The 24,082-nt window shown below is 37.8% G+C and carries 22 protein-coding genes; 17 read left to right on the forward strand and 5 right to left on the reverse strand.

Annotated elements, in window-relative coordinates; translation table 11 throughout:
* The 11 genes from LZP85_RS07550 (at position 1) to LZP85_RS07600 (ending at position 11,641) form a co-directional block, all read left to right on the forward strand.
* On the forward strand, positions 1–1,182 hold the full coding sequence (locus tag LZP85_RS07550) for a glycosyltransferase (RefSeq protein WP_119542782.1): 1,182 nt from the start codon (positions 1–3) through the stop codon (positions 1,180–1,182).
* 48 nt (positions 1,183–1,230) lie between these two features.
* Positions 1,231–2,421 carry a glycosyltransferase gene (locus LZP85_RS07555; protein ID WP_119542783.1) on the forward strand — a complete coding sequence of 397 codons (1,191 nt, stop codon included), beginning with the start codon at positions 1,231–1,233 and terminating at the stop codon, positions 2,419–2,421.
* A gap of 14 nt (positions 2,422–2,435) precedes the next feature.
* Positions 2,436–3,992 (forward strand): lipopolysaccharide biosynthesis protein, encoded by a 1,557-nt coding sequence (locus tag LZP85_RS07560; protein WP_234562131.1) that lies wholly within the window; start codon positions 2,436–2,438, stop codon positions 3,990–3,992.
* Between the two features lie 135 nt (positions 3,993–4,127).
* The gene (locus LZP85_RS07565) at positions 4,128–6,062 is read left to right on the forward strand and encodes an asparagine synthase-related protein (RefSeq protein ID WP_206782416.1); all 1,935 of its coding nucleotides are present in this window, start codon (positions 4,128–4,130) and stop codon (positions 6,060–6,062) included.
* Between the two features lie 14 nt (positions 6,063–6,076).
* Positions 6,077–6,202, forward strand: a complete 126-nt coding sequence (locus LZP85_RS07570) for a paeninodin family lasso peptide (RefSeq protein ID WP_062686466.1) — start codon at positions 6,077–6,079, stop codon at positions 6,200–6,202.
* A 139-nt stretch (positions 6,203–6,341) separates the two neighbouring features.
* Positions 6,342–7,280 (forward strand): phosphoenolpyruvate carboxykinase (ATP), encoded by a 939-nt coding sequence (locus LZP85_RS07575; protein WP_374955874.1) that lies wholly within the window; start codon positions 6,342–6,344, stop codon positions 7,278–7,280.
* Positions 7,270–7,575, forward strand: coding sequence for a lasso peptide biosynthesis PqqD family chaperone (locus tag LZP85_RS07580; protein ID WP_206782415.1), 306 nt, complete (start codon positions 7,270–7,272; stop codon positions 7,573–7,575). The genes LZP85_RS07575 and LZP85_RS07580 overlap by 11 nt, the downstream gene beginning before the upstream one ends.
* A gap of 16 nt (positions 7,576–7,591) precedes the next feature.
* On the forward strand, positions 7,592–8,059 hold the full coding sequence (locus tag LZP85_RS07585; protein WP_062686464.1) for a lasso peptide biosynthesis B2 protein: 468 nt from the start codon (positions 7,592–7,594) through the stop codon (positions 8,057–8,059).
* Entirely contained in the window at positions 8,056–9,237 is a 1,182-nt protein-coding gene (locus LZP85_RS07590) for a nucleotidyltransferase domain-containing protein (RefSeq protein ID WP_206782414.1), read from the forward strand. Before LZP85_RS07585 ends, LZP85_RS07590 begins: the two co-directional genes overlap by 4 nt.
* A 16-nt stretch (positions 9,238–9,253) precedes the next feature.
* Positions 9,254–11,047 carry an ABC transporter ATP-binding protein gene (locus tag LZP85_RS07595; protein WP_206782413.1) on the forward strand — a complete coding sequence of 598 codons (1,794 nt, stop codon included), beginning with the start codon at positions 9,254–9,256 and terminating at the stop codon, positions 11,045–11,047.
* Between the two features lie 201 nt (positions 11,048–11,248).
* A complete protein-coding gene (locus LZP85_RS07600; protein ID WP_025910496.1) occupies positions 11,249–11,641 on the forward strand; it encodes a CDI toxin immunity protein in 393 nt (130 codons plus the stop codon).
* A 66-nt stretch (positions 11,642–11,707) separates the two neighbouring features.
* Here the strand turns inward: LZP85_RS07600 and LZP85_RS07605 are convergent.
* Positions 11,708–12,858 (reverse strand): IS3 family transposase gene (locus LZP85_RS07605; protein WP_234561726.1). Its coding sequence is split into 2 segments (ribosomal slippage): positions 11,708–12,585 and positions 12,585–12,858, totalling 1,152 coding nucleotides; the frame shifts between segments, so codons are not numbered across the junction.
* Positions 12,859–13,079: 221 nt separating this feature from the next.
* Between LZP85_RS07605 and LZP85_RS07610 the strand changes: the two genes are divergently transcribed.
* The 5 genes from LZP85_RS07610 to nadE are packed head-to-tail and all read left to right on the forward strand — an operon-like array spanning position 13,080 to position 17,493.
* Complete coding sequence (locus LZP85_RS07610) at positions 13,080–13,850, forward strand: NUDIX hydrolase (RefSeq protein WP_061785243.1); 771 nt, start codon at positions 13,080–13,082, stop codon at positions 13,848–13,850.
* A 48-nt stretch (positions 13,851–13,898) separates the two neighbouring features.
* Complete coding sequence (locus LZP85_RS07615; protein WP_061785244.1) at positions 13,899–14,447, forward strand: cysteine hydrolase family protein; 549 nt, start codon at positions 13,899–13,901, stop codon at positions 14,445–14,447.
* A gap of 31 nt (positions 14,448–14,478) precedes the next feature.
* A complete protein-coding gene (locus tag LZP85_RS07620) occupies positions 14,479–15,948 on the forward strand; it encodes a nicotinate phosphoribosyltransferase (protein WP_062686461.1) in 1,470 nt (489 codons plus the stop codon).
* Positions 15,949–15,963: 15 nt separating this feature from the next.
* Positions 15,964–16,650: a nicotinate (nicotinamide) nucleotide adenylyltransferase gene (gene nadD / locus LZP85_RS07625; RefSeq protein WP_119542787.1), complete on the forward strand. Its 687-nt coding sequence runs from the start codon at positions 15,964–15,966 to the stop codon at positions 16,648–16,650.
* Between the two features lie 24 nt (positions 16,651–16,674).
* A complete protein-coding gene (nadE, locus tag LZP85_RS07630; protein WP_206833458.1) occupies positions 16,675–17,493 on the forward strand; it encodes an NAD(+) synthase in 819 nt (272 codons plus the stop codon).
* A 46-nt stretch (positions 17,494–17,539) separates the two neighbouring features.
* Here the strand turns inward: nadE and LZP85_RS07635 are convergent, their stop codons facing one another.
* From LZP85_RS07635 to LZP85_RS07650, 4 genes are all read right to left on the reverse strand, one after another.
* Positions 17,540–18,862: a (Fe-S)-binding protein gene (locus tag LZP85_RS07635; RefSeq protein WP_119542788.1), complete on the reverse strand. Its 1,323-nt coding sequence runs from the start codon at positions 18,860–18,862 to the stop codon at positions 17,540–17,542.
* The gene (glcD, locus tag LZP85_RS07640) at positions 18,859–20,271 is read right to left on the reverse strand and encodes a glycolate oxidase subunit GlcD (protein WP_061785246.1); all 1,413 of its coding nucleotides are present in this window, start codon (positions 20,269–20,271) and stop codon (positions 18,859–18,861) included. Before glcD ends, LZP85_RS07635 begins: the two co-directional genes overlap by 4 nt.
* 113 nt (positions 20,272–20,384) lie before the next feature.
* Positions 20,385–21,473: a CdaR family transcriptional regulator gene (locus tag LZP85_RS07645; protein WP_119542789.1), complete on the reverse strand. Its 1,089-nt coding sequence runs from the start codon at positions 21,471–21,473 to the stop codon at positions 20,385–20,387.
* Between the two features lie 182 nt (positions 21,474–21,655).
* The gene (locus LZP85_RS07650; protein WP_025910483.1) at positions 21,656–22,432 is read right to left on the reverse strand and encodes a 3-hydroxybutyrate dehydrogenase; all 777 of its coding nucleotides are present in this window, start codon (positions 22,430–22,432) and stop codon (positions 21,656–21,658) included.
* A gap of 178 nt (positions 22,433–22,610) precedes the next feature.
* Between LZP85_RS07650 and LZP85_RS07655 the strand changes: the two genes are divergently transcribed.
* Positions 22,611–23,828 carry an MFS transporter gene (locus tag LZP85_RS07655; RefSeq protein WP_119542790.1) on the forward strand — a complete coding sequence of 406 codons (1,218 nt, stop codon included), beginning with the start codon at positions 22,611–22,613 and terminating at the stop codon, positions 23,826–23,828.
* The last annotated feature ends 254 nt before the right edge of the window (positions 23,829–24,082 follow it).

Raw genomic sequence — 24,082 nt, forward strand, 5'->3', positions numbered from 1 at the left:
ATGAAGAAAATGTTAATCTCTTCGTTTGACATGGAAGTAGGAGGTGTGGAGCGTAGCTTATTAAGTATGCTCGGTCATTTTGATTATGAAGCATATGAAGTAGATCTTCATCTTCATAGTCATACAGGAGATTTATTTGCGGACTTACCATCAAAAGCTAAACTGTTACCAGAATTAAAAGCATATAAAACGTTTCGTAAATCAATTGTTCAAAATATAAAAGATAAGCAGTTCCCCATTGTGCTAGCTCGACTTTTAGCTAAGTATCGAGTAGCTTACTGTAAAAGTGCTGAAAATGGCTATAAGCAAATGCAGTATATGTGGAGGTATGCTCTGCCTTTCTTACCTGCTCTGAAGCAAGAGTATGATGTAGCAATTAGCTATCTATGGCCACATGATTTTGTAGCAGAAAAAGTACAGGCTAAAATTAAAATTGCGTGGATACATACTGATTTTTCTACGATCGAAACGGATAAGGTACTCGACCTTAAAGTATGGAAACAGTTTAACCACATCGTAGCGGTGTCAGAAGAGTGTAAACAAGCATTCTTAAGAAAGTATCCTTCTTTAGCTGATAAAACAACAGTGGTTGAAAACATTCGCTCCCCTAAGCTTATTGAAAATCAAGCTAATGAGCCTTTAGAATCTCGAATGGCGAAAGATAATCGATTTAAAATTGTCACGGTAGCTAGGCTTTCTCATGCTAAAGGGATTGATCGAGCTGTGCAAGCATTCAAATACTTGAAAGCAAAAGGGCATAGTAATATCGCCTGGTACGTGGTTGGATATGGTGGGGATGAGGAGATGCTCCAATCGTTAATCCAAGAAAATAATTTAGAGAATGATTTCCTACTGGTAGGAAAAAAAATGAATCCATATCCGTATATAAAAGCAGCCGATCTATACGTGCAGCCTTCCAGGTACGAAGGGAAAGCAGTAACGATATGTGAGGCGCAAATCCTTGCAAAGCCGGTGCTTATTACGAACTACCCAACGGCTGTGAGTCAGGTGAAGAGCTATGAAGACGGCGTTATATGTGAAGCTTCTATAGAAGGAATAGCAAGTGGAATTGAAGAAATGCTACATAACTCGGGTTTGAGGAGTCAGCTAACTTCTAAGTGTAAAAGTATAAACTATCACAATGAGAAAGAATTAGAGAAGCTTTATGAGTTAATGAACTAGGTTGCCGTATTCTTAAATAGAAGACGTGTGAAAAGTGAGGCAAACTAAATGAAAAAACGGATCCTAATTGTAATCGACTCTTTAAATAGTGGAGGGGCCGAAAAAAGCCTAATCTCACTATTAGCTTGTTTTAATTATCAAAAATATAAAGTAGATTTACTATTATTTTCAATTGAGGGACTCTATTTAAATATGCTTCCAAAGGAAGTTACTATTTTACCGCAGCCTGCGTATATGAAAAAGCAAGCTAAAAAGCGAGTAGATTTAGTAAAAGAAAAAGAGTTTAAATCACTCTATTTTAGAACGTTCGCATCGCTTGCTTTGCGTAACCCTTTAAAAAAGAAAACAATGCACTCCTCTCAAATTTTATGGACATGGGCGAATAGAGGAATGGAACCGCTAGAACAAAGATATGACGTAGCGATTGCATATAGTCAAGGAATGCCAACTTATTTTGTAGCAGAGAAAGTACAGGCAGCTAAAAAACTTGCCTGGATAAATACTGACTACAAATTAATTCGTCATCATAAAAAATTTGATGTGTATTACTATAATCAATTTCACCATATTATTGCTGTTTCGGATTCATGTAAAGAAGTGTTGACGACTGAGCTACCAAGCATAGCAAAAAAAGTGGAAGTCATTTATGATATTATCTCTCCTACGCTCATTTATGAGATGGCAATAAAAAAAGGAGGGTTTACTGATTTGTTCGATGGCATAAGAATATTGACAATAGGGCGACTTGTTGAGCAAAAGGGCTATGATCTTGCCATTGAAGCGTGCTATAGATTAAAAAAGCAAGGCTTCAATATAAAGTGGTACGCAATTGGTGAAGGCTCACTAGAACAGAACCTAAAGCAAAAAGTAGCCGCCTACCACTTAGAAGGTGTATTTGTTTTTTTAGGCACATATCAAAATCCCTATCCTTTTTTACATCAGGCGGATATCTACGTGCAACCTTCTAAATTAGAAGGCTATGGTTTAGCTATGGCGGAAGCGAGGCTATTGAAAAAGCCGATTGTCGCTACTAATTTTCCGATTGTCTATAATCAGCTTAGAGATCGAGAGAATGGATTAATTGTAAAAATGAACGCTGTCAGTTTGGCTAAAGGTATTCAAGAAATGATTTGTGATAGTGAATTAAAAAAGTCTGTCTGTGAAAAGCTGAGCCATGAACAAGTAGGGACAGAAGCTGAAATCTTCAAGGTGTATTCCTTACTTGAGGCCGCAAATTAAAGGTGGAAGATGAAATGAGAGTACAAAAAGCAACCTTAAATGCGGTGATGAACGTATTATCTTTTATTCTACTATTATTTCCCGCTTTTATAGTGAGAAAAGCTTTTATTGATGCTTTAGGTAACGAACTACTAGGGCTTACTGCGCTATATACTAGCATGATTGGGATGCTATCAATTCTAGAATTAGGTATTGGTAGTGCAATTGTATATGCTTTATATCAACCATTTGCTGAAAGAAATACAATCAAGATTAAAGGATACCTTAATTATTATGCTAAATTTTATAAAATAATTGGTGCAATTATATTGGGCGTAGGTATATGTATGCTGCCGTTTTTACCGCTGTTTATAAAAGGAAATTTGAATATAATGGACGCAAGAATATACTTTCTTTTATTTTTAGCGAATAGCGTTATCACCTATTTTTTTTCATATAAATTTAGTTTGCTCATTGTAGCACAAGAAGAATATCGAATAGCTGTGAGCATGACCTTAGCTAAGCTGGGGACCTTTGCTTTACAGTTTGTGTTATTAAAACTATATCCAAGCTTATATGCTTTCTTGATTATTCAGCTCGTTATTAACTTTCTCTTTTATTATATATTAAATCGCTTAATTCATAAAAAGTTTGCTTGGGTATTTGAGGTAAAGGGAGAAATAGAACCTTCAGAAAAAAGAGAGTTAACGAAGAATATGAAAGCCATGTTCTTTCATAAAATTGGCGGTATCTTGGTGTTTAGTACAGATAATATCATCATGGCTTACTATATTAACCTAGGAGTAGTAGGAGTGTTTAATAATTACTATATGATTATTAGTGCGTTTCAAGCTACCATACTAAACGGCTTATCAGGTATAACAGCAAGCATTGGCCAGCTGCTCACAGAAAATAATCGAGAAAATGCGTTTGTCGTTCATCAACGTTTATTTTTTATAAGCTTTTGGTTGGTGTCATGTATGGTTATTTCACTGTGGAATACGATTAATTCGTTTATTTTGATATGGCTTAATGAAGAACAGCTATTAGACTCACTAACGATTGGCCTCATATTAGTAAATTTGTATATTTTTTTAATGCGAGGGTCGGTAGATCGATTTAAAGAAGCGGGTGGAATATTTTATCAAGATCGATATGCTCCTTTAATTGAAGGTGCTGTGAATATCGTTGCGTCACTTGTGCTGGTAAAAGTGATGGGTTTATCAGGTATTTTTTTAGGAACGCTCATCAGCAACATAGCGGTTATCTTTTGGGTTAAACCAAAAATGGTATATAAATATGTATTTCATAAGCCTTTACGCCAATACTTCCAGCTCTATTTTAAGTATTTACTATTTGCTTTAATTCCTTTGTTCGTAACGCATTTGGTGACGTCTAGTCTTAAAGGTTCGGATAGTATTCTGTTATTTTTATCCAACTGTGTGCTTAATTTAGTTATTATTAATGGTTTCTATTGGGCAATTTTTCATCGTACACCGGAGTTTTCTTATTTTAAGAAGTTAGTAGTAAACAGCTTAGCGGCTAGTCGTTCTCGTTTTTCTTTCCAAAAAGGTTTTAGTAGAGGTCAATAATTGACGACAAAACTGGAAGAAACAGTATTGCAATGAAGAAAGAAATATAGTAAAGTTCTTTATAAAGAACAAAAATAAGATATATTTTTTAATTATGTGTTCTTTATTAAGAATAGAAAAGTGGGGAGTAGAGAAGTGAGTGCAATTGCTGGTATATACCATTTTAATTCAAGAGAAGTATCAACCGAAGAAATAAACCGGGTAATGCGTTCATTTCAATCATACCCAGCCGATGATATTCAGGTTTGGCGTCAAAAAGGTTTGTTTTTGGGTTGTCATAATCAATGGATTACGCCTGAATCTATTTCTCAACCTATCCCATTTTATCATTTAGAGAAAAAGCTTGTTATCACAGCGGATGCTATCATTGACAATCGTGAAGAGCTTTTTTTAAAGTTAGGTGTTGATAAAAACGCTTGGGGAGACATTTCTGATACGGAGCTAATCTTACTTGCATATGAGCGCTGGAATAGTAGCTGTCCAAGTTATTTAATTGGTGACTTTGCTTTTATGATTTGGGATGAAAGCGAAAACCAGTTGTTTGGGGCAAGAGACTTCTCAGGAGCTCGTACACTTTATTATCATCATGGTTACGAAACATTCGCATTTTCTACCCTTGTTCGCCCGCTGTTACATCTGCCATTCGTGAGGTCAAAAAGAAATGAAGAGTGGATAGCAGAATTCTTAACAATTCCGTGGAACTTTGAGTCCGTTGATACATCTTCAACGGTATACGAACAGATCAAGCAGCTGTCTCCTGGTTATCAAATCATCGTCAAAAGCGGACGCGTAACGCTAACACGCTATGCATTTATTCAGCAACAAGACTTGCTATTGAAAACAAACGAGGAATATGAAGAAGCATTTAAAGAAGTTTTTCAAGTAGCTATTAGCTCAAGAATTCGTACGCATAAAGCAATTGGTGCACATTTAAGCGGGGGATTGGATTCAGGGTCAGTTGTTAGCTTCGCTGCGAAAGCTTTACGAAATCGAGAGGAAAAACTTCGCACCTTTAGCTATGTACCTATTCAAGATTTCGTTGATTGGACGCCAAAATATAGAATAGCTAATGAGAAAAAATTTATAAAATCAACTGTCCAATATTTAGGGAATATAGAAGATACTTATCTAGATTTTAAAGAGCGAAATCCATTTACGGAAATCGATGATTGGATTGACTTATTAGAAATGCCCTACAAATTTTTTGAGAACACGTTTTGGCTTAAAGGAATTTATGAAGAAGCTGCGCGACAGAATATAGGTATTTTGTTAAATGGTCAAAGAGGAAACTGGACAATTTCTTGGGGGCATGCGCTTGACTACCAGGCATCTCTTTTGAAGAAGTTATCTTTGAAAAAGCTGTCTCACGAGATGAAACTGTATAGTCAAAACATCGGCGTTACTCGCTCAAGGGTTTTTCATTTTGTCCGTAGAAAAGCTTTTCCACTACTACATTTGTCGTCGTACCGAAAGCAAGAAAGTCAATTTCCACAAATGGTTAATCCCAACTTTGCTCGAAAGCAAGACGTATATAAAAAGCTGAAGAAGCACCAAATTGATTTAACAGGAAATGCTATAACCAGCGTATATGAAGTGAAAGAGAAACAATTTGAACACCCTTATTATTGGAATATTACTGGTACATATGGCTCTAAACTATCTGTACGGTATGGTGTGTGGGATCGAGACCCGACCAACGATTTGCGCGTGATTCGTTTTTGCTTATCCGTCCCAGAATCTCAATACGTACAAGATGGAGTTGACAGATCGCTGATTAGAAGAGCTACAAAAGGGATGCTTCCGGATAACATTCGTATGAATCAAAAGGTGAAAGGTGTGCAAGGCGCTGACGGGACTTTACGTATGGTTCAAGCATGGCCAAGTTTTCTACAGGAAGTTGAAGCTTTAATTTCTGATGAACAAATGGCTTGTTATCTTGATATGGCTTCTTTAAAAGAAGCTAAAAAGACGATTGGTACTATCCCGAAGCCTGAATTGATTTTCGACCTTCGCTTTCGATTGCTTATGCGTAGCCTAATTTTTTATCGGTTTATGAAAAAAATGAATTGAAAGGGGGTGAACGAATGAAAAAACAGTGGGAATTACCAGTATTAGAGGTAGTAGAAGTTAAAATGACGATGGCAGGGCCTGGAATTAAAACACCAGATGCAGTGCAGCCTGATGTTGATGAAGTGATTCACCATAGCTAAATAGATGATTTAATTGATGGACTGCCCTTGTACGCACTTTATCAGTATAAGGGTATCTTTCAACTAATGAACGTATCTTTTTCACTGGTTGTTCTTTATAATGAACAAAAGTGTTTTTAATATAGAGGAGGCGTGATGATTGTTAGATATTCAAACAAAAGTAAGGTATCAAGCGTTTGGATTATTAATTGCTAGTGAAATGAAGCTCCCGGAACTGATAGCGGTCGATTTAGGAAAAAGCGAAGAGGGAGTAACCGTGCAAATAAAAGAGTTGGAGCTTTTATGGAATCAAACATGCCGTGAAGATCAATATTTTCATGTTGAAGCAAATCGATTCTTTTTTAAAGTCCCTGATGTAGCCATTTTTGATGTAAAAAATGGCAATGAGATTAGCATATGTCCTATGAAAAACTCAAATGAAGATCAAATAAGGCTGTATGTGCTTGGTTCTTGCATGGGTGCACTATTATTGCAGCGAAAAACCCTGCCTTTACACGGAAGTGCAGTTGTTATTAATGGAAAAGCGTACGGAATTGTTGGGAAATCAGGCGCGGGTAAATCTACGCTAGCGTCAGCTTTTTTACAAAAAGGATACGAGCTGCTAACAGATGATGTGATTGCCCTGCCTTTGCAGAATAACCAGCCAGTTGTGATTCCTGCTTATCCACAGCAAAAGCTATGGCAAGAAAGCTTAAGTCATTTTGGTATGAACGCTACCATATATCGCCCGATTGTCCAGCGTGAAACAAAGTTTTCGATTCCAGTTACTTCTCAGTTTGCTAATTGTCCAGTTCCGCTAGCAGGCGTAGTAGAGTTGGTAAAAAGCAATCAAGAGGAAATAGAAATAAACGAAGTAGCGGGTATAGAAAAGCTCCAAATGCTGTTTAATCATACGTATCGTCGTTTTTTAATGGAATCGTTTAATCTGTATGATTGGCATTTTCAAACCACAGTATCCGTCGCTAACCAAATCAGTATGTATCAGCTAAAACGACCTATTAATCGCTTTACAGCAAGTGAGTTAGTAGAGAGTATTCTACATAAAATTCATGAAGGAGAGAAGAAAAATGATAAATAGCCAAGTGATTGAAAAAAGCCAACTTGTTGCACAAGCAAAAGGACAGATTGTAAGTGATATGGGTGGAGAGAAAGTTATGCTAAGCATTCAAAACAGCAAATATTACAATCTAGGTGAAGTTGGTGGTGGTATTTGGGAAGAATTAAAGCAACCGATGACAGTGAGCAACCTAATCTTACGCTTAACAGAAAAGTATGAAGTCGAAAAAGACGTTTGTGAGCAGCAGGTCATTCACTTTTTAACCTCTCTAAAAGCTGAAGGCTTACTTTTAATCCAAGACGCACCTAATAAATAACTAGCAGGGGGCCATCATGAAAATTTGGAGTAGGTGCAGGCGATTTATAGAATTGGAGCGTCAAAAAAAGCGTTTATTTATTGAAGCTTTTGTGTATTTAGCATGGGCACGCTTGATGAAAGAAAAGTCATTTGAAAAAGTGGCATCATCGCTTCATTTACAGATGAATGAAACTTCTTTTGAAACAGAGGCAGCTCATAAACAAACGCTTCAAAACGTTTCAGACGCGCTTTACGCAATGAGCGGCTACACTTTTTGGGAAAGTCAATGCTTGGTTAAAGCGCTAGCTGGGATGAAGATGCTGGAAAAAAGAAATATTGAAAGCACACTTTATTTAGGAACGGCTAAAGATGAGGATCACCAGCTAGTAGCTCACGCGTGGTTACGAAGTGGGAGCTTTTATGTATCAGGTGTTGAAGGAAAAGAGCGTTATACCGTCATTGCAAAGTTTGCAAAGCATCCCACGAAAAGGAGAACAGGATGAACCAGACGTTACCATTAACAAATATTCCGCAGGAACTTAAGCTTATTTTAGAGTTGTTAAGGAACCAGCACGACGATCAAAGTGAAGAATCTTGGGTTAATTATACACGGTCAATCGATTGGAATCATTTTTTTAAGTTAGCAATGCATCATCGGGTATATCCTTTGCTGCATGTAAAGCTCAATGAAAATAAGAAATTAAAAATCCCAAAAGCAGTTTCAGAAAAACTAAAAGCACAATATGAGCATAATACGATTAAAATGCTTTATTTAAGTGGTGAAATGGAAGCAGTCAGTACCTTATTCTTAGGTGAGAATATTCCAACTTTGTTCTTAAAAGGTCCTGTTATCGCAGAACATCTTTATCAGAATTTATCGCTTCGGACATCGAGTGACTTAGATTTTTTAATTTCAATAGAGCATCTACAGCAAGCTGAAGAGCTGCTTGTTAGTCTTGGATATGAAAAAGATGATTATATCCAAACGATCTTGGGTGACTGGAAGTGGAGACATCATCACGTAACCTACTTTCATCCTATAAAGCGCATTAAGCTTGAGATTCATTGGCGGTTAAATCCAGGCCCAAGCAGTGAGCCACAGTTTAAAGAATTATGGAGTCGCAAAAGGCTAAGCACCGTAACAAGTTCGCCTGTGTATTTTTTAGGACAAGAAGATCTAACTGTGTTTTTAATCTCTCATGGAGCTCGGCACGGCTGGTCAAGACTGCGCTGGTTAGCAGATATTCATCAAATTTTAAATCAGGATATAGAATGGAAGCTGGTATATAATCTGTTAAAAAAACATTCTAATTACCATGTCGGTGGGCAGGCGCTTTTGCTAGTAAAAGCATGTTTTCAGTCGTCAATCCCCGAAGGAGCACACAAGCTTTTTATAACAAAAAAGGCAAAACGCTTAGCACAAGGAGCCTTTTATTATTTAGAACAAATGATTAATCTGCATACGGAGCCTTTAGCCGAAGACATTTCCGCTTATCACTCTCGTCATTTGTTTTCGCTGATGTCAACTCAACAAAAAGCATGGTTCTTGCTTAGCTTTTTATATCCTTATCCAGAGGATGCTGAAACGCTCCCTTTACCAAGCTATTTACATTTTTTCTATTTTCCTTTGCGACCTGTATTATGGGCATGGCGCAAAACTAGGAAGCAAGTATTTTCCTAGGAGGTGTAGTCGATTTATGAATTATGTTTTTTATTTCTTGAAACAAATTCACTCATATGCTGGAAAGGCTCTTTATTTAAATTTATTGGCTATGGTAGCCATTAGTTTACTTGAAGGAGTAGCTATTTTATTGTTAGTTCCAATGCTTACTATGAGTGGAATCGTTGATTTTAGTAAGGTAAATGAATCGGGGATGAAATTCTTTGAGTTGTTTACATATGTACCGAACCAGCTTAGTCTTTCGCTTATTTTAGTAGTATTCGTATTGATTGCTTTTGTTCAGTACTTTTTGTACAGGCGTGTCTCTATTAAAAATGCGATGATACAGCAGGGTTTTTTTCGACAGATGCGCCTGCAAACATATGAGAGCGTTCTACATGCTAATTGGAGCTTTTTTTTAAGAAAAAGAAAATCAGATCTTATTCATTTATTACAAACGGAAGTGGCTAGAGTCAGTGGAGGCACTCACGCACTTTTGCAGTTTATGACTTCTTTAGTGTTTACGTGTATTCAAATTATGTTAGCTTTATTGCTCTCACCTGTTATTACGCTATTTGTATTATTATGCGGTGCGATTTTGCTCTTTTTCAATCGAACCTTTTTGAGAAAGTCATTGTCATTAGGAAAGCGAAATTTCACATTGGGCAGAGACTACGTAGCAGGGTTGACTGATCAAATTAATGGTATTAAAGATATCAAGAGCAATACATTAGAAGCTTCGAGGGTAGAATGGCACTCATCTATTACGAAACAAATGCAAAGTGAGCAGCTGGAATATACAAAGATGAAGATGACGTCTCAATTTTACTATAAAGTAGCTTCCTCCATTTTTATTGCTCTCTTTATCTTTGTTGCGATTAAGTTGTTCCAGGCCCAAGCTAGCCAGCTAATGCTCATTATTTTAATTTTTTCAAGGCTTTGGCCAAAGGTAGCGGGTATACAAGGGGAGTTAGAACAAATTGCGAAGTCGTTTCCATCTTTTGAAGCGATTAAACTTTTACAGGAGGAATGTAGAGAAGCGCAAGAGTACGGTAATAGACAGTCACAAAGTACTCAGCTCGTACTTAAACGAGAAATCGCTTGTCGAAATATCCATTTTCGTTACAACGATGACGGAGAAGCCTACGCATTACAAAATATCAATCTTGTCATTCCAGTTCATCAAATGACGGCACTAGTAGGAAGCTCAGGTGCTGGGAAAAGTACATTGATTGATATTATAATGGGGTTAAATCAACCTCAAAAAGGAGCCGTATTTATAGATGGTGTTCCTTTAAGTGCTACTAACATAATGGCATTTCGACAGTTGATTAGCTATGTGCCGCAAGATCCAGTTTTATTTAATGCGAGCATTAGAGAGAACTTATTATTAGTAGATCCTAACGCTACAGAAGAAAGAATGTGGGAAGTTCTTCAGTTTTCCTTAGCTGCTGATTTCGTAGAAAATCTACCAAGCGGTTTAGATACGTTAATAGGAGACAGAGGAATAAAGCTGTCTGGTGGTGAACGACAGCGTTTAGTGCTAGCAAGAGCTATTTTAAAAAAACCAAAAATTCTTGTGTTAGATGAGGCCACCAGTGCGTTAGATACGGAAAATGAGTATAAAATTCAGCGGGCTTTAGATAGTTTAAAAGGCAGAATGACTATTGTTGTAATTGCTCATCGATTATCTACAATTCGCAATGCTGATCAAGTACTTGTACTTCAAGAAGGACAAGTTATTCAGCAGGGAGAGTTTAAAAGTCTAGCGGCTGACAAAGGGTTGTTGTTTAACAGACTGTTGGAAAAGCAAATGAAAGTAATGGAATAGCGAACTTTAATGGTGTAGAGAAGGTTTCTTTTTAAATGGTTTTGTTTTAGGTCCATATATCTACTTTAAATAAAAAAATTCCATAAATATCATTCTATCTCATCAAAGTGAATCTGTGGAATTTATGGTACAGTTAAATTTAGATATTTTCTGAAAATGTCGGTTTTCAGACAGAGTAAGATGAGTGGATGGAGGTATACAATGAAACCATTTAAAAAATTAATTGAAGAATTAGGAAATAGAGTCGATGTTTTGACAAGTAAACAGTCGAGCATTTATTTTGAAAAATTAGTGGGGCAATTCCCCTTTACAAAAACGAATACCATTGATTGGAAACGAGTGCTAATTAAAGAAAAATGTCAGCAGGTTCAGCAGGTTATTCAATGGCTACAAACAATGAAAATTTATGATGAACACGTTATTTTATTTTCAAAAGATTATCGTATTCCGGCTGTGCGAGTAAATTTGAAAGAAGCTTTAACAGTGGTGACAAAACTGCAAGATTGTCATTTGTTTATCTATTGTCCAACAATTGAGTATGTCATTGAGTGGGTGAAAGACAAATGCTTTACTGTCGGATTAGCTGCAAGATAACGAATAAAGAAGCATCGTCGTCCTAGGGACTGACCCCTGTTTTTGAGACAGGAATCAAAACACCTTTTAAACAACCCGTTTTCTGTATTGTACAGGAGACTGGTTGTTTAATTTTGTTTGAATACGGGCATGGTTATAATACGTAATATAGCTTTTGACGGTTTGCTCTATGATGGTAGTCGTAGTGTATGTCAACTCGTCAAGGTAGAACGTTTCAGACTTTAGTGAGGAATGAAACGATTCAATTGAGGCATTATCTGCAGGCGTCCCTTTTCGGGACATACTCATGATAATGCCTTTCTCTTTAATTGTTTGTTGATAAGCATACGATGTGTACACAGAGCCTTGATCACTATGCAACGTGCACCCTTCCAGTAGAGAAGGGAGTTGGTTAAGCGTGTCTAAAACAAACGCGACATTTTGACAATCACCTATGGAATACGCAATAATCTCTCCGTTAAATAAATCTTGAATACTTGAAAGATACAATGGTTTCGGCCCAAAAGGCAAGTACGTAATATCAGTCACGAGCTTTTGAAGAGGGCGTTCAGCTCGAAAGTCACGTTTTAATACATTCTCTGCAACCTGATAAGGTTGCCCTGTTCGCTGCCGTTTCTTCCGTTTAACGCGACATTGCCAACCGTATTTCTGCATGGTACGCTGCACAAACTTGTGGTTAATCTTCATGGTTCGCTTGAGTACAGCTGTGATTTTCCGATAGCCATATCGAAACTTGTGTGCACGACATTGTTCACCCACTTGCTGTTCCATCCATTTCTTTCGTGTATCCTGTTGACTATGCTGCTTCCAACGGTAGTAAGTGGACCGAGGAATACCAAGATGGAAACAGATTTGATAAATAGGGATTTGTTCTTTTAACTCTTCCACTAGGTTCACTGCGATTTCTGGTACCACTTCCTTTCCAATTCCTTGTACTTTTTTAAAATCTCGATTTGTTGCTTTAATTGTCGGTTCTCAGTCTTTAACTTAGCTGTCTCGTTTTCAAAATCAGGACCTTTTCCATAGGCATATTGCTTGCCTACTGGCTGTTCCAACCGGTGTACATCCCCATTTTGATACCACTTCATCCATGTTTTTAATTGGGTAGGGTTCCGAATGTTTAGTTGTGATAATACTTCTTTTACAGGTACACCGGCTAACCTCATTTCAATCGCTTTTAACTTTATTTCGACTGGATAACTGACTCTTGTTCCCATAGAAAAAACACCTCCAAGTGATTGTTAGGTACTACATACCCAGTTTTCAACTTAAAGGTGTTTTTTATTTGTCTCACTTTATGGGGTCAGTCCCCTATACGACGGTGCTTTTTTTATTATCCAAGCATAAATTCACTTCTTTTTGTTGACATTATAAAAAAAGTACGTATAATTAACATTAATCAAATTGTTAATTATAAAACTAATCAGGAGATAGAGCAATGTTAAATCATGATCAAAAAAATGTAAAAAAAGAATATCCAAAGCCATACGGATATACGGCAGATATTGCTGTGTTTACGATTGTAGCTACTGAAAAAGAAGCATATAAGCCACCAAAAATGGTGCTAAAACTAATGTTGATTCAACGAGCAATTTTAAATGCTGAAGGTGAACAAAATATAGAAGCAGGCAAATGGGCGCTTCCAGGTGGATTTGTGCACCCTGCTGAATCCGCTTATGAAGCAGCTAAGCGTGAACTAGAAGAAGAAACAGGTGTAGCTGGTATTCATATGAAGCAGTATGGAGTCTATGATAAACCTGGGAGAGACGCACGGGGATGGGTTATTTCAAATGCTCACTATGCCATTGTACCAGAAGAAATGTTAGCTAAAAGACAAGCAAATGATGATGCAGCAAACGTTGAACTTTTTGATTTAGAAGAAGTTTTTTCACTACCACTGGCATTTGATCATGCTCAAATTATTCAAGATGGAATTGCTGAAATTAAAAAAGATCTCCTTCAGACGACGGTTGCACAAAAATTTTTACCTAAAATGTTTACGTATTCAGAGCTTCAGGCTGTATTGCTTACAATTACGGATAATCCGGCAATTAGGAGTGATCAAGCATTTGCGCGTAAGATTCGAATGCTGCCTTTTATTGAAGAAGTAGAAGGACAAACAACGACTAGAACATCTAAAAAGCCAACAAAGCTATATCGGTTTATTGATGCAGATTTTGCTACATCTATCTACACAGCTAGATATTAATTAATAAACAATTTGTTTATTGTTAATTAATGATAAGGGGGAAAAGTAATGAAAGCACTTTTAAACATCGATTACACGAATGATTTTGTAGACGATAAAGGAGCTTTAACTTGTGGAGAGCCTGGACAGCAAATTGAATCAGAAATAGTTAGCTTAACTAAGCAATTTATCGATAACGGTGACTATGTGGTATTTGCAATTGATTTGCACGAAGAAAAGGATCAATACCATCCTGAAACCAAACTATATCCGCCACATAATATTAAAGGTACAAAGGGAAGAAGTTTATACGGTACGTTACAAGAGGTATATGATACGTACAAAGAAAACCAAAACACTTACTGGATGGATAAAACAAGATACAGTGCTTTTGCAGGCACAAATTTGGAAATGAAGCTTCGGGAAAGAGGAATTACTGAGGTACATCTAGTAGGCGTATGCACCGATATTTGCGTTTTGCATACTGCTGTAGACGCGTATAATAAAGGATTTAGTATCACCGTGTATGAAAAAGCGGTTGCAAGTTTTAACCAAGTAGGGCATGAATGGGCGTTAACTCATTTTAAGAATTCATTAAACGCAACGGTTATTAAATAAGTTGTGGATTGATTATTTGGAGGAAAATAGAATGACTGTGTATAAAGATGATAGCGTTATGCTGCATACGGATTTGTATCAAATTAATATGGGTGAAACGTATTGGGAAGATGGTATTCATAACAAAAAATCAGTGTTTGAGGTGTTCTTTCGCAAGCTTCCATTTGGAAACGGCTATGCAGTATTTGCGGGATTAGAACGCATTATAAACTATATTGAAAGCTTTCGTTTTTCAGAATCAGACATTACGTATTTACGTGAAGAAGTAGGGTTTAAAGAAGACTACTTAGACTTTTTAAAAGAGCTACGCTTTACAGGAAATATTCGTTCAATGGTAGAAGGGGAGCTTGTGTTTCAAAATGAGCCCATTTTACGAATTGAAGCCCCGTTAATTGAAGCCCAGCTTGTTGAAACGGCTATTTTAAACATTGTTAATTACCAAACGCTAATTGCTACAAAAGCTTCTCGCATTAAGCATGTAGTTGGAGATCAAGTAGCAATGGAATTCGGTACTCGCCGCGCTCAGGAAATGGATGCAGCAATCTGGGGAACAAGAGCGGCATACATCGGTGGATTTCAGGCAACATCAAACGTGAGAGCTGGGAAAAAATTTGGTATCCCAGTAGCAGGAACCCATGCTCACTCAATGGTTCAAGCTTATAAAGATGAGTACGTAGCGTTTCACAAATACGCGCGCCGCCATAAAGACTGCGTATTCTTAGTTGATACGTATGATACCTTAAAATCAGGCGTGCCAAATGCTATTAAAGTTGCAAAAGAATTAGGAGATAAAATAAACTTTCGAGCGATTCGATTAGATAGCGGAGATTTAACATATCTTTCTAAAAAAGCACGTCAGCTTTTAGATGAAGCGGGATTTGTTGATACAAAAATTGTGGCTTCAAATGATCTCGATGAAGACACTATTATGCACTTGAAGTCTCAAGGTGCTCAAATCGATATGTGGGGTGTTGGCACAAAGCTTATTACGGCATATGACCAACCTGCATTAGGTGCTGTATACAAGCTCGTATCTATTGAAGGAGAAAACGGTGAGATGGTTGATACAATTAAAATTAGCGCTAACCCTGAAAAAGTAAGTACACCAGGCTTAAAGCGCGTATATCGTATCATCAATAAGCTGAACGGCAAATCAGAAGGTGACTACATTACCCTTGAAGGTGAAGATCCACAAAGTGAAGAACGATTAAAAATGTTCCACCCAGTGCATACATTTATTAGTAAATTCGTGACAAACTTTGAAGCAAAAGAACTTCATCAAGATATATACAAAAGTGGAGAGCTTGTGTATCAAACGCCAAACTTACAGACGATCCAACAGTATGCAGAAGATAACTTAGGGTTACTTTGGGATGAGTATAAACGAACGCGAAATCCAGAGGAATACCCAGTTGATTTAAGTGAGAAATGCTGGGAAAACAAAGCACGTCAAATAAATGAAGTGCGTAAAAAAGTCTCATCCAAATTAAATCAAGCGTAAAAGGGGATACTGAAGATGGAAGAAAATAAGTGGAACGAACTGAAACAGTTAAATGATACGAAGCAACTCAATCAGCTTACTTCACCGGGAATAAAGATTGGAATATACGGTTCATCCTTTGATCCAATTACTAATGTGCACTTGTGGACCGCATCAACCGTAGCTCATCGTAAAAAGCTAGATTATATTATCTTTCTTCCATCTTCTAATAAACGTACAGATAAACGCTTGCAAATAACCGATGACCATCGCGTTGCCATGATTCAAAAAGCTATTTCAACTAATCCTAAATTTTTATTAGATACTTATGAATTAAACGTATTGCCAGGTTATCATTACACATACTACACAATGGATTATTTCAAAAAGCTTTTGCCAAAAGCAAATTTCTATTTCATCATGGGTGCAGACTTACTGGTTGATATTGCGGATGGTAAATGGAAAATGTCAGAAGAGCTTGTCAGCGAAAATCAGTTTATTGTCATGGCTCGAAATGGCATTGACATGTTACAAGCAATTAGCCGCTCACCGCTTTTACGAAATTATGATGATGGTCGCTTTCAGCTCTTAGATAAAGGATTAGCTATGGAAATTAGCTCTACTTATATCAGAGAGGAATTCGCCAGAGGTGGAGAACCTCGCTATTTACTACCAGACGCATGCTATGACTATATTAAGAATCATCATTTATATAAAAGATAAGTGAGAAATTGAAAGGAGCTTATTATGACAATTCAACAGCAAATTATGAAAGAGTTAAACGTTTCTCCAACAATCACTTCATCAGAAGAGGTTCGTAAACGCGTTGATTTTTTAAAAACATATGTAAAAACAGCTCACGCGAAGGGGCTTGTGTTAGGGATTAGTGGAGGTCAAGACTCAAGCTTAGCAGGAAGGCTTGCTCAGCTTGCAGTTGAAGAACTTCGTAAAGAAGGTTATGAAGCAAAATTCATCGCGGTTCGTTTGCCGTATGGAGTTCAAAAAGACGAAGACGATGCGCAAGCGTCATTGGATTTTATTAAGCCTGATGAAACGATTACATTTAACATTGAAAAAACAGTTACGTCATTTTCTCAAACTTTTAATGAAGCAGCTGGTCATGAATTGGGAGACTTTCATAAAGGAAATGTGAAAGCACGTGTTCGTATGATTACGCAGTACGCAATTGGCGGGGAACATGGACTATTGGTAATAGGTACAGATCATGCTGCTGAAGCAGTCACAGGATTTTTCACGAAGTATGGAGACGGTGGAGCAGACGTCCTACCGTTATCTGGATTAACAAAGCGCCAAGGAAAAGAATTACTAAAAGAACTAGGTGCAGATAAGCGCTTATATGAAAAGGTTCCAACTGCAGACTTATTGGATAACAAGCCAGGCCAAGCAGACGAAACGGAATTAGGCATTAAATATGATGAGCTGGATGATTATTTAGAAGGAAAAGAAGTGGGGCCAGAAGTAGCTGAAAAGATTGAGAAGCGCTATCGAATGACTGAGCATAAGCGCCAGCTTCCGGCAACTATGTTTGATACGTGGTGGAAATAACAGAAATAGCAAAAGGAGCTCTAGTTGTAGAGCTCCTTTTTTAGGGTTATTCTTGCACGGCTTCAAGTAATAAATCCACGAGATGAACAGCCCTTACTTTCGAGGATAATCCTTCCCTTTCAATTCCTAACTTCATTTGAAGAAGGCAGCCTGGATTAGCTGTCACAATCGTTGTAGCTTGTGTAGCCACAGCATTTTTCATTTTTGTATCGAGGATTTGCATGGACATTTCAGATTCAACGATGTTATAGATACCAGCTGATCCGCAGCAGCTATCTGCATTTTTCATTTCCCTATATTCTACGTTAGCAATGGCTTTTAAAAGCTTTCTAGGTTCACTTGATGTTTTCATGACGTTGCGCAAGTGACAAGAATCTTGATACGTAATCACTTGTTGAGGCAGTGAAAGTTTCATGTTGAAAAATTCAAGATCGACAAGAATACTGCTTATATCCTTCAGCTTTTTAGAGAACGCTTGAGCGCGCTCAGCCCAGTTAACATCATCTTTTAACAGGTGATCATAATCAATTAAAAAAGCACCACAGCCTCCTGCATTTGTGATAATATAATCTATTTTTAAATCTTCAAAGGCTTGAATATTGCGCTTCGCAAGCTGTTTCGCTCCGTCTTTTTCACCACTGTGACCATGTAAAGCCCCGCAGCAAGCTTGATTTTTAGGAATCACAATTTCACAACCCGCAAGCTGAAGTAGCTTCATTGTAGCATCATTTGTTTTCATAAACATGGTATCCATCAAGCAACCAGAAAAAAAGGCCACTCGTTTTTTTGTTTCAACTTTTGAAAGCAAATGGGTAGGTCGATTTTTCATTTCCTTTAAAGGAGGAACAGTTGGTAATACTGTTTCCATTGACGCTAGGTTGTCTGGAAGAAGCTTTAGTATTCCGGTAGAGCGAACAATTCGTTGAAGGCCAGAACGCTGATAAAAGCTAAGTAACCCTGTCGCGTTTTGCATGCGGTTTTGATGAGGAAACAGTCCTTCAAATACCACTTTTCGAATCGTTTTTACAGGAATAGAGTGCTTTTTATTTTGATTGATAATATCTCTTGCTTCTTCAAGTAAATGTCCATAGTTGACTCCAGAAGGACATACAGGCTCACAGGCTCTACAGCCAAGGCACATGTTTAACGATTTTTCTACATCTTCATCAGGCTCAATAACACCGTCAACTACGGCTTTCATGAGCGCAATTCTTCCTCTTGGAGAATGCGATTCTTGAAAGCCTGATTCAATATAAGTAGGGCAGGTTGGTAAGCAAAAACCACAGCGCATGCAGTTTAATAGTTCATCTTCATTCATTTGTTCTTTAAATTGCTTTTGGATTTTCTCGCGTTCTTTAACTGTTGTCATGTTGTAATCACCACTCGTTTTCGGGAATCTTTAGCAAAAACTTTCCCTGGGTTGAGAATGTTATTTGGATCTAGGGAACTCTTAATGGCTTGCATTGCAGCAATTCCTTCTTTGCCCACTTTAAGCTCAAGATAAGGAGCTTTCATGACGCCAACTCCGTGTTCACCTGTAATTGTGCCTCCGAGCTCAATCGCTTTAATAAATATCTCTTCAAAGGCCTTTTCAACACGCTCAATTTCTTCATGGTTTCGTACATCTGTTAAACATGTTGGATGAAGGTTACCGTCTCCAGCATGACCGAATGTACAAACTGTTAAGTTATATTTTTTAGCAATTTCATTAGTGGCCACAACCATCTTTGCAATTTCAGATCTTGGAACCGTTGCGTCTTCTAAAATAGTCGTTGGCTTTAAACGCGCTAAAGCTGATAGGGCAGATCTTCTTGCTGTGCGAAGATCATCAGCTTCTTTTTCTGAATCAGCTACCTTTACCGATACAGCATGCTCTCTTTCACAAATGGCAGCCATCTTCAGCATGTCTCGCTTCACAATGTCAATTGGTCCATCTTGTTCAATTAATAAAACAGCTTTTACATCTGTAGGAAGCCCAATTTTAGCAAAATCCTCTACGACTTTTAATGTTGGTTGATCTAAGAACTCAAGCGTAGTCGGAATAATTTTATTCGCAATAATCGTTGACACCGATTTTGCTGCGGCTTCAAGGTCTTGATAAAGAGCAAGCATCGTCATTTTTGATTCAGGCATTGGTATTAGTTTTAAGATTGCTTTTGTAATGATTCCAAGAGTTCCTTCAGAACCAACAAACAAGCGTGTTAAATCGTAGCCAGCTACGTCTTTTGCGAGCTTTCCTCCCGTCTTAATAACGTCTCCATTTGCGAGTACAACCTCAAGCCCTAACACATAGTCGCGCGTAACGCCATATTTAAGACCGCGAAGCCCCCCTGAGTTTTCGTTGATATTTCCCCCGATTGTAGAAATTTTCATCGAGCTTGGATCTGGAGGATAAAACAGACCTCTTTCTTCTACTTGGTGGATGAAATCTAAGGTAATGACGCCTGGCTCAACTGTAGCAGTTAGGTTTTCTTCATCAATTTCTAACACTTGATTTAGATGTTTAAACAAAAGAACGATACCACCTTCAGTTGGACAGGTTCCTGCGCATAAGTTTGTGCCCGACCCTCTAGGTACAATCGGAATTTTATATTCATTACATAGTTTTACAATAGCTGCTACTTCTTCAGTGTTATTGGGCGCAATAACGGCATCAGGCAGTGATTGGAATTGAGGTGTAGCATCGTAGGAGTAAACGAGTCGACCAGCTTTTGAGTCATCATAATTATGGGCGCCGACAATGTCTTCAAAGGATTTCTTTAGTTCAATAGGTATCATGGTTATAGCTCCTTTTAAGTAAACGAATTCTTACTTTTATAATAAGAAATAGAAGAAGGATTAACTATGGTTAATCCTCTAAAGTGTAGCAGTTATTTATGCGGTATCGTTGGTTATTCATCTAAAAACAAAAAAGCGAGGTGAAAAATGAGCAAGTCCTCGGTATGGCGAAGGTTTAGTCCAGTTAATTCTTCGACTCGCTTTATTCGATAGTGTAGCGTGTTGATATGAATGTGCAGTGCATCTGCCGTAGCTTTGAAGGATTGATTTTGCCTTAAAAACGTTTTAACAGTTTTTATTAATTCTTGATCATTCATAACCTGGGAAATGGTTCTGCGAATAAATTCAACCTTTGTTTCTTTTTTTATATCTTTTAACAACATTTCAAGACGAAGGTCATCATCAAATATAATAGCTCCGGATTTTTTTGCAGTACTCAAAGCTCGTTCCGCTTCGTGAAAAGATTGATGAACCATTCTAGGAGAAGCAGGTTGTCCAATTCCAATTGAAGCGTTTACTTGATATCGAGTTTTGAAATGGCGGCTAATTTGCTTAGCAAAGTGAAGCGTACGTTCCTTTGTCTTTTGGTCAGCTTGTAAAATAACAAAGCGGTCGTTTCCCCAGCGAACAAACACATCCTTGTTGTCCTGACTAAAGTTCTCCATAAGATCTTTTAACATTTTGTTATTCATTACGTCTGAACAGTGACCAATTAAAACTTGTCGTTCAATTGAAAGATCGATACCAATCAATTCCGCTTGGTGGATAAATTCTTCACTCCAATCGGATTTTTGGACCCAATCGAATACAAACGCTTCAAGTGCTCGCGCTTGCCATTCAAGCTGCTCGGAATAGTAGCGTTCATTCATCATTAGTTCAGTCATTCTTTTTAAAATTTCGGCGTAAGCGGATACGCGTTCTGGGTTACCGGTAATACCAATTACACCAGCAATTTGATTTTGAAAAAGGATTGGAAGATTAATTCCCGCTTTGACGCCTTTTAAAGGAGCTTGATTTTCTTGAGTAATAATGAACTTTTGCTTTTTTTGCGTGCAAATGAGAGCTCCTTCATGAAATGTATTTACTCGGTTTTTATCCGTGCTGGCGATGATCATGCCAGACGTATCGGCTACAATTAAATCTTCATGAATTAGATGATTGATTTCTGAAATGATGCTATCTGCTAAAGATGCTATCATCATACATGTTCCCCCGTTCTGTTTCTATCACTAGTGTAGCATAGTGGGAGTGAAGAGCTAGTAGTGAAAAGCATAGGTTTTAAATGGAAAGATAAGGAAGTGAGTCGTCTGGATTCTAACAAGAATACTTCACCTTTCTCTTAATCTTGAAAACAAGAGGGGGCTAAAAGAGCCCTCTCTTGTTTTCATTGAGCCGTATATCCCCCGTCAATAACGACAGCTTGACCGGTCACGCCTTTTGCTGCATCACTTGCTAGAAAGAGGGCGTAATCGGCAATTTCGCTTACATCTAATAAACGTTTCTGAGGGACGAGTGGATAAATTACTTCTTCAAGTACTTTCTCGAGCTCAACGTTTCTCGTACGAGCTAAGTCTTGTAATTGGTTACGGACAAGAGGCGTATCTACGTAGCCAGGGCAAATAGCGTTAACGGTTACTCCATGTTCAGCACCTTCTAGCGCCGCTACTTTTGTTAAGCCGATGACTCCGTGTTTTGCACTGTTATAAGCAGCTTTTCCTGCAAAGCCAATCAAGCCATTTATGGATGCCATATTGATAATGCGACCAAATTTTTGCTGCTTCATAAGAGGAAAGACGTGCTTTGTAGCAACAAAAGGTGCAGTCAGCATAATCTTTAATAAAAGTTCAAATTTTTCAGTTGGAAACTCTTCGAGTGGGGAGACAAACTGCATGCCCGCATTGTTAATTAATACGTCAACTTTTCCGTATTTTGCAGAAGCAGCGTTAATCATCGATTTAATATCATCTTCATTTGTGACGTCTGCTTTTACACCGTAGACGTCATATCCCTTTGAAGAGAGTTCTTGCTCTGCTTTTTTAACACCTTCTTCATTTAAATCAGTCAAGACAACCTTTGCATCATGTTCAGCAAAACGCTCGCCGATTTGAAAGCCAATTCCTTGAGCAGCCCCTGTAATTAATACAACTTTATTTTTAACCATTGTTCATTCCTCCCACACGCTTTATATAAAACGCTTACTTTTCCATTTTATCAAAATAGTAGGTTGATATAAATATAATTGCTTTTCAAAAAAGGAAATTTTCTTTGGTTGAAGAATATAATACAAGTTCATAGAAAGTTTATACAGGAACGAGAAGGTAATAGAAAGAAGGTTTTATATGCAAGCAGCAGTAAAGTTACAAACGAAACAAGAACAAACTATTTATCGTATTTTATTTGCTATCAGCTTAGGTCACTTTTTAAACGACTGCATGCAATCAGTTGTTCCAGCGCTTTTTCCCATTCTAGAGCAATCAATGAATTTAAATTATACGCAAATTGGTTGGATTGCATTTGCGCTGAATATGACATCCTCTATCATGCAGCCGGTATTTGGTATCTTCGCAGATAAGCGGCCACTCCCATTTTTATTACCAATTGCAATGTGTTTAAGTTTAGTCGGCATTATTGGCTTAGCGCTAGCACCTAACTTTTATTTTGTTCTAGCGTCCGTGCTGTTTATTGGCTTAGGATCAGCCATTTTTCATCCGGAAGGGTCACGTGTTGCCTATATGGCTGCTGGACAGAAAAGGGGATTAGCTCAGTCCATCTATCAAGTAGGAGGTAATACGGGGCAGTCGATGGCGCCTTTATTTACTGCTTTTATCTTTATTAGCTTAGGTCAGTTTGGTACAATGTGGTTTACACTCTTGGCAGCAGTTGGTATTGTAACTCTTTACTATGTATCAACGTGGTACAAGCAAGAGCTGATTGTTCGAAAACAGTTGCAAAAAAAGCGATCAGTAAATGAAATGAAAGTGACAAGCAAATTAGTATTCGCTGTTGCTTTATTAATTTTTTTAGTTTTTGCTCGTTCGTGGTATGGAGCTGGGATTTTGAATTACTTCCAATTTTATTTAATTGAAGCATACGGAGTCACAATAAAACATGCACAAATCTATGTCTTTTTATTTATGGTTGCAGGAGTCTTTGGCACTTTTTTTGGGGGACCTTTAGCAGATCGTTTCGGAAAACGAAACGTTTTGTTGGTATCCATGCTTGGGTCAGCACCATTTGCACTTATGCTACCGCACGTAATGCTTGGTGCAGCAGCCCTGTTGTTAGTGCTTATTGGTTTTATTCTTCAATCTAGTTTCAGCGTTACGGTAGTTTACGCTCAAGAATTATTACCTGGAAAAATCGGCCTTGTTTCAGGGCTTATCGTGGGCTTGGCGTTCGGGATGGGAGCGCTGGGAGCCGTTATATTTGGAAAGTTAGCGGATATATATAGCCTAAAATTTATTATGCTGTTTTGTAGTATCCTTCCTCTAATTGGAATTCTAACGTGGTTATTGCCAAGTGACAAGCAAGTAAAAGAGATGAATAACGAATTATAAAAGAGTTTGGGACATAACAAAATGATTGCTTCTAAAAGACGAACACTAGCTGTTCCCATCTCTTTAGTTTGTCTCAACACGTTCGTTCCATTGCGCTACGGCCACTCGCTTTCCGCGGGGAGGAACCTGAGCTTCCTCGCTGCGCTGCGGGATCTCAGTTTTCCCTCTCTTTCCCGCAGGAGTCGAGTGTCCTACGCTCCATTCCACCCTGTTTCCAACATTGTTTTCACAATCAACCAAAAAACCTGAACGAT

The sequence above is a fragment of the Priestia flexa genome, assembly GCF_021441905.1.
Lineage (GTDB): Bacteria > Bacillota > Bacilli > Bacillales > Bacillaceae_H > Priestia > Priestia flexa.